The 15,134-nt window shown below is 61.8% G+C and carries 14 protein-coding genes and 2 pseudogenes; 13 read left to right on the top strand and 3 right to left on the bottom strand.

The window, feature by feature from the left end:
- Positions 1-203: 203 nt before the first annotated feature.
- The 13 genes and pseudogenes from MF410_RS15820 to MF410_RS15760 all read left to right on the top strand — a co-directional run bounded on the left by MF410_RS15820 (position 204) and on the right by MF410_RS15760 (position 12,270).
- Positions 204-1,832 (top strand): globin-coupled sensor protein, encoded by a 1,629-nt coding sequence (locus MF410_RS15820; RefSeq protein ID WP_097623863.1) that lies wholly within the window; start codon positions 204-206, stop codon positions 1,830-1,832.
- Between the two features lie 63 nt (positions 1,833-1,895).
- Positions 1,896-2,192 (top strand): STAS domain-containing protein, encoded by a 297-nt coding sequence (locus tag MF410_RS15815; RefSeq protein WP_003588585.1) that lies wholly within the window; start codon positions 1,896-1,898, stop codon positions 2,190-2,192.
- Entirely contained in the window at positions 2,189-2,554 is a 366-nt protein-coding gene (gene cheY1, locus MF410_RS15810; protein WP_003570362.1) for a chemotaxis response regulator CheY1, read from the top strand. Before MF410_RS15815 ends, cheY1 begins: the two co-directional genes overlap by 4 nt.
- A 17-nt stretch (positions 2,555-2,571) precedes the next feature.
- Entirely contained in the window at positions 2,572-4,860 is a 2,289-nt protein-coding gene (locus MF410_RS15805) for a chemotaxis protein CheA (protein WP_097623864.1), read from the top strand.
- 4 nt (positions 4,861-4,864) lie between these two features.
- A pseudogene (locus tag MF410_RS15800) lies at positions 4,865-5,308 on the top strand (chemotaxis protein CheW); the annotation flags it as partial.
- Positions 5,309-5,327: 19 nt separating this feature from the next.
- On the top strand, positions 5,328-6,236 hold the full coding sequence (gene cheR, locus MF410_RS15795) for a protein-glutamate O-methyltransferase CheR (RefSeq protein WP_097623865.1): 909 nt from the start codon (positions 5,328-5,330) through the stop codon (positions 6,234-6,236).
- Positions 6,233-7,276 carry a protein-glutamate O-methylesterase CheB gene (gene cheB / locus MF410_RS15790; protein WP_131711073.1) on the top strand — a complete coding sequence of 348 codons (1,044 nt, stop codon included), beginning with the start codon at positions 6,233-6,235 and terminating at the stop codon, positions 7,274-7,276. Before cheR ends, cheB begins: the two co-directional genes overlap by 4 nt.
- 1 nt (position 7,277) lies before the next feature.
- Positions 7,278-7,667, top strand: coding sequence for a response regulator (locus tag MF410_RS15785; protein WP_003556488.1), 390 nt, complete (start codon positions 7,278-7,280; stop codon positions 7,665-7,667).
- Entirely contained in the window at positions 7,664-8,218 is a 555-nt protein-coding gene (cheD, locus tag MF410_RS15780; RefSeq protein WP_003588575.1) for a chemoreceptor glutamine deamidase CheD, read from the top strand. The genes MF410_RS15785 and cheD overlap by 4 nt, the downstream gene beginning before the upstream one ends.
- Before the next feature lie 16 nt (positions 8,219-8,234).
- Entirely contained in the window at positions 8,235-8,624 is a 390-nt protein-coding gene (locus MF410_RS15775) for a hypothetical protein (protein ID WP_003588573.1), read from the top strand.
- Between the two features lie 110 nt (positions 8,625-8,734).
- Positions 8,735-10,426 carry a flagellar basal-body MS-ring/collar protein FliF gene (gene fliF / locus MF410_RS15770; protein ID WP_003588571.1) on the top strand — a complete coding sequence of 564 codons (1,692 nt, stop codon included), beginning with the start codon at positions 8,735-8,737 and terminating at the stop codon, positions 10,424-10,426.
- A gap of 342 nt (positions 10,427-10,768) precedes the next feature.
- A complete protein-coding gene (locus MF410_RS15765) occupies positions 10,769-11,515 on the top strand; it encodes a helix-turn-helix transcriptional regulator (RefSeq protein ID WP_003584236.1) in 747 nt (248 codons plus the stop codon).
- A gap of 8 nt (positions 11,516-11,523) precedes the next feature.
- Entirely contained in the window at positions 11,524-12,270 is a 747-nt protein-coding gene (locus tag MF410_RS15760) for a helix-turn-helix transcriptional regulator (RefSeq protein WP_239619887.1), read from the top strand.
- A 52-nt stretch (positions 12,271-12,322) separates the two neighbouring features.
- Here the strand turns inward: MF410_RS15760 and MF410_RS15755 are convergent, their stop codons facing one another.
- The 3 genes and pseudogenes from MF410_RS15755 to fliG form a co-directional block, all read right to left on the bottom strand.
- Positions 12,323-12,766: a hypothetical protein gene (locus MF410_RS15755; protein WP_003588567.1), complete on the bottom strand. Its 444-nt coding sequence runs from the start codon at positions 12,764-12,766 to the stop codon at positions 12,323-12,325.
- Positions 12,767-12,771: 5 nt separating this feature from the next.
- On the bottom strand, positions 12,772-13,851 hold the full coding sequence (flhB, locus tag MF410_RS15750) for a flagellar biosynthesis protein FlhB (protein ID WP_054183728.1): 1,080 nt from the start codon (positions 13,849-13,851) through the stop codon (positions 12,772-12,774).
- 232 nt (positions 13,852-14,083) lie between these two features.
- Positions 14,084-15,125: pseudogene (gene fliG, locus MF410_RS15745) on the bottom strand (flagellar motor switch protein FliG).
- Between the last annotated feature and the right edge of the window lie 9 nt (positions 15,126-15,134).

Genomic DNA, 15,134 nt, shown 5'->3' with positions numbered 1-15,134 from the left:
TGACGCCGTCCCGCCGTACCGGGTTGATCCGGTATCCATCTCTTCAGACAGCTCCGAAACATAGCTGATCAGGGGGCTTCGACCCGCCGGTTGTAACCGGTGGTGAGAACCGTCTCGAGGCTTTGCGTTCTCTGGATGCTGCGAAAGTTTTTAACCAGGCATTCGCCTGGACAGTGGGTCGGGGACAGGCGTTGAGGCAGGACATGCCATCAGAACAGGCTCGTGGAGCACAGGCAGGCAGCTTGCGCGACCGCCTGCGCTTTGCCGGCCTCGATGCCGACCAGTGCGAGCTGGTGCGCCGCAACCGGTCGTCCCTCGAAGCGCATCTGAAGGCAGGCCTCAGAGATCTCTTCCACAGGTTCCAGTCTTTCCCCGACGCGGCGCGCAATTTCGACAGCGAGCGCCAGGTCGAGCGCCTGCATGATCTGCAGTCCTCGCATTGGGACGTGCTGACGGATGCACGGTTCGATAGCCTCTATGCCGAACGCGTCAAAGTTCTCTCCGATACCGAAAGCAAGATCGGCCTCGATCCGCGCTGGCACGTGGCCGGCCACGGCGTCATGCTGGAGCATGTCGTTTCCGGTCTCGCCGAGGAAATTGCCGGCCGTCCGCTGCTGCCGTCGGCCAAGCGCCGCACCCGCGAAATCTCCGATCTGATGACGGCGATCATCCGCCTCGTCATGGTCGATGTGGAAATTGCCGTCTCGCTGCGCTTCAATGCTCAACGCGCCGCCGAGAGCCGTGCGCTCGCCGATCAGCGCGCCGACAACGAAGCCGAGATCGTCAGGATCTTCGGCGATGTCATCGAAGGCCTTTCCGCCCGCGACCTGACGCGGCGCGCGCCGGTCGACGGCGCCCATGCGGCGACTGCCGCCGCGCTGAACGGCGCACTGGATGGTCTCCAGGCAGAGTTTACTGCCATCACCGAACGCACGTTGAAGGCCGAAGCGGCGACGGGTTCGCTTGCCGGCCTGTCCAGGCAGTTCGCCGGCACGGCGTCCGGCCAAGCCGACCGGCTGCAGCTTTCCGCCGCCGCGCTTGCCGGCATCGCCGCCAGCGTTCGCGACGGGGCCGCCGACAGCCGCGCCGCCGAGCAGGCCGCCGCCTCGACGCGCGCCGCCGTCGAGGAAAGCGGTGAGGTCGTCGGCCGCGCGATCAGCGCCATGGCCGATATCGAGCAGTCGGCCGAAAAGATCGGCCAGATCATCGGCGCGATCGACGAGATCGCTTTCCAGACCAATCTGCTGGCGCTGAATGCCGGCATCGAGGCCGCCCGCGCCGGCGATTCCGGCCGCGGTTTTGCCGTCGTCGCCCAGGAGGTCCGCGCGCTCGCCCAGCGTTCGGCCGAAGCCGCCCGCGAGATCAAGACGCTGGTGACGACGACCAAATCGCAGGTCGATGCCGGAGTGCAGATGGTCGGCCGCACACAGGATTCCATCGGCAGCATCGTGCGCCAGGTTACCGACATCAATGCCGCCATCGCCGGCATCGCCACCCGTACCGGCGAACATGCCGCGAGCCTGGATAGCGTGACTTCAGACGTCAAGGGTCTGGGCGGCGAAGTGGCAGGCAGCGCCGGCCTTGCGGAGCGCTCGGCCGAAGGCGCCGACCACCTCCATACCGTCATTGTCGAGCTCGGCCAGACGATTCGCGAATTCCGCATCGCCCGGGAAAACGCCAATGCCGGGCGCCCGGCGCCGGTTCGTGGGACGCCGCCGCGCGCCATCGAAGCCGCCGCCCGTCCGGCAGTGGCCGAGGACGACTACGAAAATGATGATTTTAGCCTTCCGCAGCCTTTCGCAGGCGTCGGAGGTGGGCGGAATGTTTACTAACCTATCGGATGATTGCCTCAGCTCGTCCGCTCGAGCCGGGGACAAGGGGACAAGGAAAAGCTGATGGTAGCAAAGAAGAGTGGCAAGACGCTGGATCTGACAGCGGTGCTCGACCTCAACGAGGCTTCCGCCTTGCGCGATAAACTCCTCTCCCTCAGGGGCAGCGGTCTGTCGATCGACGCTTCCGGCGTTGAACGGATCGGTGCTCTGTGCGCCCAGGTTCTGATGTCCGCCGAGAAGACCTGGGAGCAGGACAAGCAGCCATTCACCTTTTCCAAGGTGTCCGACGCATTTCAGAAAACCATGCAGCTGGTGGGCGTCAATATTGATCACCTGCTTGCCAAGGAGATTCGGCAATGAAGAAAAAAGTTCTTACCGTGGATGATTCCCGCACCATCCGAAACATGCTTCTCGTGACGCTTAACAATGCCGGCTTCGAGACGATTCAGGCGGAAGACGGCGTCGAGGGTCTTGAGGTTCTCGAAGAGTCCAATCCTGACGTCATCGTGACCGACATCAACATGCCGCGCCTCGACGGCTTCGGCTTCATCGAAGGTGTCCGCCGCAACGAGAAATATCGGGCGATCCCGATCCTGGTCCTGACCACCGAAAGCGACGCGGAAAAGAAGAACCGCGCCCGCCAGGCTGGCGCCACCGGCTGGATCGTCAAGCCTTTCGACCCGGCCAAGCTGATCGATGCCATTGAGCGTGTAACCGCTTAAACCCAGGATTTGCTCCTATGGATATGAACGAAATCAAAGAGATCTTTTTCCAGGAGTGCGAGGAACAGCTCGCCGAGCTGGAATCCGGTCTTCTGAAAATGAATGATGGCGATCGCGATCCGGAAACCGTCAATGCGGTGTTCCGCGCCGTGCATTCGATCAAGGGTGGCGCCGGCGCCTTCGGCCTTGATGATCTGGTCGCCTTCGCCCATGTTTTCGAGACCACTCTCGATTGCGTTCGATCCAATAAGCTTGAGCCGACCCAGGACGTCCTGAAGGTGATGCTGAAGTCGGCCGACGTGCTCGCCGACCTGACGAATGCTGCGCGCGACGGCGGCAGTGTCGATGAAAGCCGCAGCCGCGGTCTCGTCAAGGAGCTCGAGGCGCTGGCCAACGGTGAATTGCCGTCTCCCTCGGCATTGGCCGAGGCACCGGCGCCCAAGGCCGCCGCAAAGCCCGCCGCCGCTCCGGCGCCGGCTCCCAAGCCGACCGACGACAGCGGCTTCCAGCCGGTCCCCTTTTCCTTCGACGATTTTGGCGGCGAGGGCGATGCAGGCTCCGGCATGCCGGCCTATGAAGTCATCTTCAAGCCGCGCTACGAACTCTATTCCAAGGGCAATGACGCCACGCTGCTACTGCGCGACCTCTCGCGCCTCGGCGAGATGACCATCTATTGCAATAGCGATGAGTTGCCGGGCCTCGATGAACTCGATCCGGAAGGCGCTTATTTCTTCTGGAACGTCACGATCAAGACGGACAAGGGCGAAGACGCCATTCGCACCGTCTTCGAATTCGCCGAATGGGATTGCGAACTGACGGTGAAGCCGGTCGAGGAAGCAAGGGCTGAGGCGACCAGCAACGACGAACTGCCGATGGTGCCGGTTCCCTTCGATCTGTCGATCCTGGACGAAGCGGGTGCTGCGGAAGACGTTTCCGGCACTGCGGCAGCCGAGGCCGCCACTGCCGTTGCCGCCGCCGAGACCGCTTCCAACGTCACGCAGATGGCCGCCGCTGCCGCCCGCGTCGAAAAGAAGGAATCGGCAGCCGCCGCAGCAGCCGCCGCAAGTGCTGCTGCCGCCCAGAACAATGCCGCCGGCGCCGGCCAGACGATCCGCGTCGATCTCGACCGTGTCGACCGCCTGATCAACCTCGTCGGCGAGCTGGTCATCAACCAGGCGATGTTGTCACAGAGCGTCATCGAGAACGACACGACTGGCACCTCCTCGATCAACATGGGCCTGGAAGAGCTGCAGCAGCTCACCCGCGAGATCCAGGACTCGGTCATGGCGATCCGCGCCCAGCCGGTGAAGCCGGTCTTCCAGCGCATGTCGCGTATCGTCCGCGAAATCGCCGACATGACCGGCAAGTCGATCCGTCTGATCACCGAAGGTGAAAACACCGAAGTCGACAAGACGGTTATCGACAAGCTGGCCGAGCCGCTGACCCACATGATCCGCAATGCCGTCGACCACGGCATCGAAACGCCGGAAAAGCGCGCAGCCGCCGGCAAGAACACCGAAGGCACGGTTCGCCTGACAGCCAAGCACCGTTCGGGACGCATCCTGATCGAGCTTGCCGACGACGGCGCCGGCATCAACCGCGAGAAGGTCCGCCAGAAGGCGATCGACAACGACCTCATCCCGGCCGATTCCAACCTGTCGGACGAGGAAATCGACAACTTGATCTTCCTGCCGGGCTTCTCGACGGCCGACAAGATCTCCGACATCTCCGGCCGCGGCGTCGGCATGGACGTCGTCAAGCGTTCGATCCAGGCGCTCGGCGGCCGTATCAACATCACCTCGAAGCCCGGCCACGGCTCGGTCTTCACCATGAGCCTGCCGCTGACGCTCGCCGTCCTCGACGGCATGGTGGTCACCGTCGCCGGCCAGACGCTGGTCGTGCCGCTGACCGCGATCGTCGAAACCTTGCAGCCGGAAGCCTCCGCGATCCACTCCTTCGGTGCGAACCACCGGCTGATCTCGATCCGCAACAGCTTCTGCCCGCTGGTCGATGTCGGCCGCATCCTGAACTTCCGCGCGACCCAGGCCAACCCGGTCGAGGGCGTGGCGCTTCTGGTGGAATCCGAAGGCGGCGGCCAGCGCGCCCTGATGGTCGACGCCATCCAGGGCCAGCGCCAGGTGGTCATCAAGAGCCTGGAAGCCAACTACACCCATGTGCCGGGCATTGCCGCCGCCACCATTCTCGGTGACGGGCGCGTCGCTCTCATTCTCGATGTCGACGCGGTTGTCGGCGCCTCGCGCGGCCAGTCGCTCAAAGCAGAAATGTCGTTAGCAGCGGTAGGGTAAGGGAATGTCGTACGCCGTAAAAAATCTGAACGAAGGGGATCGCGAGCTGATCGCGTTCCGCATCGGGGATCAGGAATTTTGCGTGAACATCATGTCGGTTCGTGAGATCCGCGGCTGGACCCCGGCGACCGCGATGCCGCACTCGCCTGGCTATATGCTCGGTGTCATCAACCTGCGCGGTGCGGTGCTGCCGATCATCGACCTTGCCGCCCGCCTCGGCATGAAGCCGGCCGATCCGACGGCCCGTCATGTCATCATCGTCGCCCAGGTGCGGCGCAAGGTGGTCGGCCTCCTGGTCGACGCCGTGTCCGATATCCTGACGGTGACCGACGAAACCATCCAGCCGACGCCCGAGATTTCCTCCGAGCTCGAACGTCAATTTGCCCGCGGCATTCTTGCCATCGAAAAGCGCATGATCTGCCTGATCGAACTCGAATCCCTCTTCCCGAGACCGAAAGCGAAGCCGCATGAACGCAATGGGCGCAAAAGATCAGAGACAGGGGTCCGACGAGGTCCTGGCGAGCGGAGAATATCCGCTGACGCGCCGCGACCTCACGGAGATCGCCGCGATGATCTATTCGGATGCCGGCATCTTCCTCAACGAGACGAAGGCGTCTCTGGTCTATTCGCGCCTGTCGAAGCATATCCGCAATCTCGGCCTGTCCGGTTTCCGGGAATATTGCGACCTCGTCGCTTCGCCGGCGGGTGCGGCGCCGCGCCGCGAGATGCTGTCGCATCTGACGACCAATTTTACCCGCTTCTTCCGCGAAAACCATCATTTCGACCACCTGCGCGACCATGTCCTGCCGGAGCTTCTGCAGCGGGCGAAATCGGGCGGCAGGGTGCGCATCTGGTCGGCCGCCTCTTCGGACGGGCAGGAGCCCTATTCGATCGCGTTGACCGTGCTGTCGCTGATGCCGAATGTCGCCGATTACGACTTCAAGATCCTGGCAACCGACATCGACCCGAAGATCCTGGCGATCGCCCGGGCTGGCGCCTATGACGAAAACGCGCTCGAAACCGTTTCGCCCGCCATGCGCAAGCAATGGTTCAGCGAAGTCGAGATCCAGGGCCGCAGAAAGTTCCAGGTCGATGACCGCGTCAAGCGGCTGATCACCTACAACGAACTGAACCTGATGGCGCAATGGCCGTTCAAGGGCAAGTTCGACGTCATCTTCTGCCGCAACGTCGTCATCTATTTCGATGAACCGACGCAGATGAAGATCTGGCAGCGTTTCGCCGGCCTGCTGCCGGAGGGCGGTCATCTTTATATCGGCCATTCCGAGCGTGTGTCCGGCGAAGCGAAACACGTCTTCGACAATATCGGCATCACAACCTATCGCTACACGGCCAAAGGTCTCGGGAGGAAGGCATGAGCGCTCCGGCAAGGGTTCTCGTCGTTGACGACTCCCCGACAATGCGGGGGCTGATCACCGCCGTCCTCAGTTCCGACCCCGAGGTCAATGTCATCGGCCAGGCCGGCGATGCGCTGGAAGCGCGCGAGGCCATCAAGCGGCTGAACCCCGACGTCGTGACGCTCGACATCGAGATGCCGAACATGAACGGTCTCGATTTCCTCGAAAAGATCATGACCCTGCGTCCGATGCCCGTCATCATGGTATCGACAATGACCCATCGCGGCGCCGAGGCGTCGCTTGCAGCGCTCGAGATAGGCGCCTTCGATTGCGTCGGCAAGCCGGCGCCGGGCGAACTCAGGCCCTTCGGCGATCTCGCCGAGAAGGTCAAGGCAGCCGCCCGCACGCAGCGCCAGTTTTCCCAGCCGGTGGCCGCCCCGGCACCTCCGCCCGCCGTCGCCGATTTCCGCGTCGGCCGCAAGATCGTCGCGATCGGCTCGTCCACAGGCGGCGTCGAGGCGCTCATCGCCGTGCTGCAGAAGTTTCCGGCCAATTGCCCGCCGACCGTCATCACCCAGCATATGCCGCCGACCTTCACCAAGAGCTTCGCCGAACGCCTGAACCGCCTCTGTGCGCCGGTGGTGCAGGAAGCGACCGATGGTGCCCGCCTCGAAATCGGCAAGATCTATCTGGCGCCGGGCGGCGAGCGTCATCTCCAGGTCAGCAACGCCTCGGCGCCGTGCTGCCGTCTCGTCGACCGGGCGCCGGTCAACGGTCACCGCCCATCGGTGGACGTGCTATTCGATTCGGTCGCCGAGCTGGCTGGCCGCAACGCCGTCGGCGTGATCTTGACCGGCATGGGCCGCGATGGCGCCGCCGGATTGTTGAAAATGCGCCACGCCGGCGCCAGAACACTCGGCCAGAACGAAAAAACCTGTGTCGTTTACGGAATGCCAAGGGTTGCTCATGAACTTGGCGCCGTGGAGCAGCAGTTGCCCCTGTCTGCCATCGGTGAAGAAATATTGAAAATGACAGCCGCCCGAAAGGAAGGGACCGAATAAAATGTCGATCGCGGAGAAAATCAAAGTTCTGATCGTCGACGATCAGGTGACGAGCCGGTTGCTGCTCAGCGACGCGCTGACCCAGCTCGGTTTCAAGCAGATCACGTCTGCAGGCGACGGCGAGCAGGGCATGAAGATCATGGCCGAGCAACCGCACCACCTGGTGATCTCGGACTTCAACATGCCGAAGATGGATGGCATCGGCTTCCTTCAGGCCGTGCGCACCAACCCGAACACCAAAAAGGCGGCCTTTATCATCCTCACCGCCCAAGGCGACCGCGCATTGGTACAGAAGGCAGCCCAGCTCGGCGCCAACAACGTGCTCGCCAAGCCGTTCACGATCGAGAAGATGAAAGCGGCTATCGAAGCCGTGTTTGGAGCCTTGAAATGATGACTGAGGGGGCAGCCCGCCGCGTGCACATCATTCAGGGCGAGTACAAGGTTCTGAGCGATCCGAATGCGGTCCTCTCGACCATTCTCGGCTCGTGCGTGGCTGCGTGTCTCAGAGACCCTGTCGCCGGTATCGGCGGCATGAACCACTTCTTGCTGCCGGGCTCGGCGACCTCGCCGACGTCAGGCGGCGATGCGACGCGCTACGGCGTGCATCTGATGGAGCTGCTGATCAACGGTCTCCTCAAGCAGGGCGCCCGGCGCGACCGGCTGGAGGCCAAGATCTTCGGCGGTGCGAAAACGATCTCGACATTCTCCAATGTCGGTGAGCAGAACGCGGCCTTCGCCATGCAGTTCCTGCGCGATGAAGGCATTCCGGTGGTCGGCTCCTCCACAGGCGGAGATCATGGACGCAAGCTTGAATTTTGGCCCGTCTCCGGCCGTGCCCGGCAATACCCGCTGACCGGCGCCGAAACGCAGAGAACCGTTGCTCTCGAGCAGCGCCCCGCCGCTCCGCCGAAGCCCGTCGAAACCAGTATCGAATTTTTTTGATGGCGAGGATTTTTATATGACGTTTAATTCGGTCATGGAGCCGCCTGCGCCAGTTGAAGCGTTGAGCGACATCCTGATGCGCATCGTTTCCGAACTGCACGACGTTGCCTATCTCATCGAGCGCATCGAGCCGCAGCTTCTCGATCTCGGCGGCGCCGAAATTCTGAATTCGCCGGATGCCATGAAGGTCATGCAGGGCATCGATCTCGCCGTGCAGAAATCGCGCGGCCTTGCCGAGTTCATCGACACCATCACCGGCGAAATCCCGCACGGCTGGGCCGTCGACGTTGCGACCGCGCTCAGCCTCGTCAAGCTGGCGGAGATGCAGAAGGCATTGGGCGGCGCCACGCGCCACGGCCATTCCCAGCCCCTGAGCAAGGCAGCCGGCGACTTCGATTTCTTCTAGCCCTTCAGGGGCTGCGCGCCCTTTACGAAACGCTCGCGCAAGTTTCGCCGATTATTCGTCAGATGAGGCAATAAGCCTGCTTTGTCTTTGACGAATCGTGCGAGAACAGAATGAATCTGTTAAATCAATTAGTTCAGATCTTTAAGAACTTCGGTTCCCTTGGCCGAACACGCCTGATGATTCTCGGAGGCGTCGGTGCCGTCTCCATCGCAATCGTCCTTGCGGCCGCTCTATTCGTCAACAAGCCGGCACAGGAAACTTTGTATGTCGGTCTGGATTCGCCCGATCTCAACCAGATCAGCATGGCGCTTGCCGAAGCCAACGTCGATTTCCAGGTCGGCACGGACGGCACCAGCATCAGCGTCCCCGCGGGGATGACGGGCAAGGCCCGCCTGTTGCTTGCCGAGCGCGGCCTGCCGAACAGCGCCAATGCCGGTTACGAACTCTTCGACAATGTCGGCTCGCTGGGCCTGACCTCCTTCATGCAGGAGGTGACGCGGGTTCGCGCGCTGGAAGGCGAAATCGCCCGCACCATCCAGTCGATCTCGGGCATAACAGCCGCGCGTGTGCATATCGTCATGCCGGAGGTCGGAAACTTCCGGAAGGCGGAGCAGAAGCCGACCGCCTCCGTCATGATTCGCGCCAGCGCCACCACCGGGCGCAGTGCTGCGACCTCGATCCGCCACCTCGTCGCCTCGGCCGTGCCGGGGCTTGACGTCGATGACGTGACTATCCTCGATTCGGCCGGTCAGCTGCTCGCGTCCGGCGACGAAGCCAGCAACAGCTCGCTGAACCGCTCGCTCAACATCGTCCAGAACGTCCAACAGGAAGTCGAATCCAACATCGACAAGGCGCTCGCACCCTTCCTCGGCATGGACAACTTCCGCTCCAGCGTCACCGCCGATCTCAACACCGACGCCCAGCAGATCCAGGAAACCACCTACGATCCCGAATCCAAGGTCGAACGCTCGGTCCGCTCCACCAAGGAAGCCCAGCAGTCGCAGCAGAAGCAGTCCGACAGCGCGACGACGGTCGAGCAGAACATTCCGCAGGCAGCTCCCGAGGCCGGTGGTTCGGCCGGACCGGAATCGCAGGATAAGTCCGACAAGCGTGAAGAGCAGACCAACTACGAAATCAACAGCCGGACGACGGCGACCACCCGCAACAGCTACAAGGTCGAGAAGCTTTCGATCGCCGTCGTGGTCAATAAGGGCCGCATCGCCAAGATGGTCGGCGAGCCGGCCGACCAGGCCAAGATCGACGCCTATCTTGCGGAAATGCAGAAGATCGTTGCTTCGGCGTCCGGCATCGACGCCAAGCGCGGCGACGTCGTCACCGTTACGGCGATGGACTTCCTCGAGAACCAGCTGCTAGAAGACGCCACCGGTGGTGTTCGCGTCATGGATATGCTGAGCCGCAACCTGGCCGGCATCATCAACTCGCTAGCCTTTGTCGCGGTCGCCTTTGTGGTGGTCTGGATGGGCCTGCGGCCTCTGGTGCGCAGCGTCAGCGGCAACGGCAGCTCTTCGGTTCTCGGCGACGCCACGCCGGAGGCGGCCGGCCTCGAGCTTCCGGACTTCGCGCCGGCAGCCGGCGCTTCCGGAGGAGCCCTCATGGACGGTTTCGGATCCGACTTCGGCTTCGACAGCACCGAGGATCTTCTCAGCCTCGGCGACGACGACGGCAACTTCAACCGCCGCGTCAAGGAAGGCCCGGAACGCAAGCTGTCCCGCATGGTCGAGATCAACGAGGAACGCGCTGCGAAAATCCTCCGGAAATGGGCGATCGACGAAGCAGCGTAAGAAAAGGGCCGGGCAACCGGCCTTTTTTCATGTCGATGCCCAGTGTCGTTTCTGTAAAGGGATAGTTGTCTGATCCTGGACTCGCGTAAAACGCGAATGAAGTTGCGATACAGCCAGAATCACCTTAGCCTCTCCTTGTCTTGAGGGCTGGAATTGATCATCGAATCAGTGCATGCGCGGCAGTGGAAGTAAATCCCTAGAAGTCGGAGATGGTGATTTGCATCGGCTGGCTTACCCTTGGGTGATTCGAAATGGGATTCGAGCGGGACTCGAATTGAATCCCTTATAGAAAAATTGCTGTTGCACCGAGTTTGATCGTTTCTCAGCCGCAGGACATTGCCAATGGATATGGATGTAATTCAGGCGAGCAAAGGCGAGAGGCAAATGTCGAATTTTGCGAGCGCTGTGGTGCCGGATCTGTTGCCGCGCGATCAACTGCTCCAGCGCCTGCACGGTGTCGCCAACACTGGCAGGTTGCAGTCCGGTCTGCGCGCGCTGACGGAGTATGTCGGTGCTTCGCACTACCTTCTGGCGCGCTGCGATCTCCTCCAGGAAAGCGGCCTCGATTTCATCGTCTCGTCGGATTGGCCTTTTGACCTGGTCAGGGATATCGCCAACGATCTGGTTCGCGGCTACGCCCGTTCGACGGAGCTGGAAAAATGCATGCAGGTTTTCCAGCCGAATTTTGCTCTTATGCCTGACAATGCCGACGTGCCGGACGGCGCCAGCCGCCAATATTGCTCCGTGACCTTCAATGTCGGCCGGTCGCGGCTCGCCCTGATGTTCCTGTTCGGCGAGGGGTTCATCCTGTCGCCGGAGCGCCTGCGGGATGTCGGCCTGCTTGCAGGTTACGTCGCGAGTTTCCTGCGCTGCGGCGGTACCAGGGTCGATCGCGATTTCGAATTGACCGACCGCGAGCTCGAATGCCTGTTCTGGATCGCCGAGGGCAAGACGAGCGACGAGATCGCGATGATCCTCGGCATCTCCCGCAATACCATCAACAACTACATTACCAGCGTGATGCGCAAGACGGCGACCAAGACCCGCTCCGAGGCCATTGCCTTCGCCGTCCGCAACAATCTCGTATAGGGGGAGCCATGGCGCATCCATCAGCCAGGACGATGAGCAGTGCCGAGCAGTCGCGCATGGTGCGTGTGAACAGGATTTCCAGCCGGTCCGATCTTTTTCCGCGGCTGATTGCCATGCAGAAACTCGCCGATGCTCACGGCTTCGCGATCTTCCGCGTCAGCGGCTCGGGTATTCCGGCAAAGCAGCGCCTTGTCTGCGAGCTCGAAAACTGGGGGTCTTCCAATGCCGGTTTCGGCAAGGCTTTCACGGATACCTATGGCGATGTCCTTCTCGAGCATATCGAGAAGTCGTTGTTGCCGCTCTCATGGGCCGGCGGTTGCGACCGTGCCGCCCCCGGTCCTGCCGACTTCGCGCCGTTCATGACGCGGCTGCAGGATGGGATCGTGCCCTTTTCCGGCCTTGCCTTTCCGGTGCGGCTCGGCGCCGTCGGCAACGGTTTTATCGTTTTCACCGGCGATGAGATCGATCCCTCGAGTGATACCATCGTCGAGCTGCACGGTCGCTGCTGCCATATCATGATGGATCTGCTCTCGCTCGACGAACGCCGCACGGCGGCCGCCGAAGCCCTCAGCGAACGCGAGATCGCCTGTCTCCAGCTTGCCGGCGACGGCCGCATCAGCGAAGAGATTGCCGACAAGCTCGGCCTGTCGGTGCATACCGTCAACGCCTATCTCGGCTCGGCGACGATCAAGCTCGATTCCGTCAATCGCATCCAGGCGATCGCCAAGGCGATCCGGCTCGGCTATATCAGCTGAACCCCACTCAGCTCAGCTGAGCGGATGAAAGCTCTCATGTCTCGATGACAAATCAGCTGGCCAGCGCACGCGGCGCCTGGCTGACGCTGTAGCGCGATTCTCGAAGGCTCTTTTCGAGGAAGCGGGTGTTTTCATCGGGATCGGCCGAGGGATCCTGGAACGCGATATGGTTGATCTCGATGCCGGCGTGATCTTCGGCAAGCGTCAGCTGCGCATAGACGGTGACGCCGCGCGGCTTAATTTCCAGATCGAGAACGACTTCGGGCTTGCCGCCCCACTCCAGCGTATAGTTGCCGCCGAGGCCGAAATTCACAGTGCCCGGATGAAAGAAAAGCTCTGCCGCCGAAGCGACGAGATCGGAAAGATTGCCGTAATACTCGAAGCGCAGCAGCGAAATAAGGTCAGAAGCATCCAGAAGGCGCAGTTCCGTGGCGACCGGGCTGATCGCAACTGCGAGGATTTTTTCACGCTGGGTAGAGTGAGGGCATTTTTTCATTCGGCTTATCTTACCCGTTTGTTCTTGGCGTCTGCGGCGTAAACCCGGTGGATCAGCTCCGCAACGGCCTTATAGAAGACTGACGGGATGACAGTATCGACCGAGACTTGCGCAAACATGGAGCGCGCAAGTGGCGGATCCTCGAACACCGGGATGCCGTTTTTCTCGGCAATCTCCCTGATTTTGAGCGCGATGAGGTCCTGGCCCTTGGCCAGCACCACCGGCGCGTCGTTTTCTTCGCGCGCGTAGCGCAGCGCCACCGCATAGTGCGTCGGGTTGGCGATGACGAGCGTCGCCCGGTGCACATTGGAAATCATACGCCGGCGTGCGCGGTCGCGCATCAGCGAGCGCTGCCGGCCCTTGACGAAGGGGTCGCCCTGCGCCTGCTTATTTTCTTCCTTGATCTCGTGCCGCGTCATCTTCAGCTCGGTGAACCAGTGATGACGCGTCCAGAAGACATCGACGATCGCCACAATCGCGGTGGCGATCAGCACGACGATGATGATCTTGCGCATCGCCGTCGAGATCCGCACCAGGATCGTCTGCGGGTCGGAGAACATTGCGTCGATCGAGCTGAAATATTCGCTCCTCAGCACGAAAAACAGGATGACCCCGACGACGACGACCTTGAACAGCGATTTTCCGAACTCGATGAGGCCTGGCAGGCTGAAGAGCCGTTCCCAGCCTTTGACGGGAGAGATGCGCGAGGCCTGCGGCCGGATGCGTTCGAGCACCGGCGTCGGCAGGTTCTGGAAGATGGAGGAGGCGATGCCGAACACCATGAACAGGATGAAAGCGGGCGCCAGCAGCGCCGCAGTGGCCCAGCCGAGCTTGACGAACAGCGAAAGGACGTCAGGCCCCGTCTCGATCTTCCATTGGTCGGGCTGATCGAAGATGTCGCGCAGCGTTTCAGCCATGCGCCCGACGCTGTCGGGGAGGAAGAACACCAGGTAGATATAGGTGGCAAGGATGGTCGCGAAGATCGACAGTTCGCGCGAAAACGGCACGTTGCCTTTCTCGGCGGCGTCGGTTTGCTTTTTCGCGGTCGGGGCTTCTGTTTTGCTGTCCTTGTCATCATCTGCCAAGTCGCGGCCCTCCGTCAAAGATATAGAGCGCAGCTAATGCATGTCGCCCAAACACGTGCAGCGGTTTTGGATGACGACATGCATCAAAACAAAGAGCTAAAGCGCGTCGCGGAAACCGGGTTCCCTGCGACGCGCTTTAGAGCGCGGCCTATTGCTGGAAGGGTAGTCGCCTGTGGCATGGCGATCAACAGCCGCCTTGCGGGCGGCTGGATTTGTCAACAGTCTCGCAGGATTAGGCGGCTGCCGAAGCGTCGCCTTCCTTTTCCTTGAGTTCGATCTGGCCTGAATTGGCCAGGCGAATCGCTTCCTGCGCCACGGCGCGCCGGGCAATGGCGATCTCGCGCGGATTGACGCCCCCCATGCCGCTCTGCAGATCCGATTCGATCATGCGGCGCTGGCGCGGGCTGATGGCGGAGAGAACCGATTCGCGGATCTCGGGCGGCGAACCGCGCAGCGAGACGGTCAGCACATCCGTCGAAATGTCGTTGAGCAGCAAGACGCGGCTGCGCTGCGGCATGTACATGAGATCCTCGAACAGGAAGATCTTCGGGCGGACCTTGTTGACGGATTCGCGGCTGATCGATTCAAGCGAGGTGAGCAGCGTGTCGACCTGCGGCTTGTCGAGCTCGTTCATCAGATCGGCGACCTTCGTCGAGCCGGCGGCATTGCGCTCTGCCTCGACCTCGGCAAGCAGCGTCATCACCTGGTTCTCGATGATCTGCGCAGCCTTCGGGCTGACGGTCTTCATGTTGACGGTTCGGTTCATGATGTCGGCGCGGCGGTTGTCGGGGAGACTGCAGCAGCACCTTGGCGCCGAAGTTGGAAGGCATCATCGAAAGAATATAGGCAACGGTCTGCGGATGTTCGCGCAGTAGGAACTGGGCGACGAATGTCGGCTCCGCCTCGCTGAGGCGATCCCAGATCGAGGTTTCGTAGGCCTGGAACGCCGTGCGGCGGCCGAGCAGGCTGTCGACCTCGTCGGGCGTCAGGCCTTCTTCCAGAATGGCTTCGATCGCCTTGGCGTTGTCCATCAGTCCGGCGCCCTCGGTGAAGAGGTCTTCGAACTCGGAGACGAGCATCAAGAGTTCGTCCGGCGGAATGGCGCGCAGCGACTGGGCGGATGAGATAATGGTCTGCAATTCGGCCTGGGTGAAATATTTCAACAGCCGGCCGGCGACGCCCTTTCCCATAGCGAGAAGAACAGCCGCCGCCTTTTCAGCCTGGGTCAACGGTTTCCCGGCTAGCGCGCCGCCGAAATCGTCAAAGTCCATCATGGTCTAACC

This window comes from Rhizobium sp. C104 (genome assembly GCF_022354505.1).
GTDB classification, from domain to species: domain Bacteria; phylum Pseudomonadota; class Alphaproteobacteria; order Rhizobiales; family Rhizobiaceae; genus Rhizobium; species Rhizobium redzepovicii.
The sequence above is the reverse complement of the archived record's forward strand: the minus strand, read 5'-3'. Positions and strand labels throughout refer to the sequence as shown.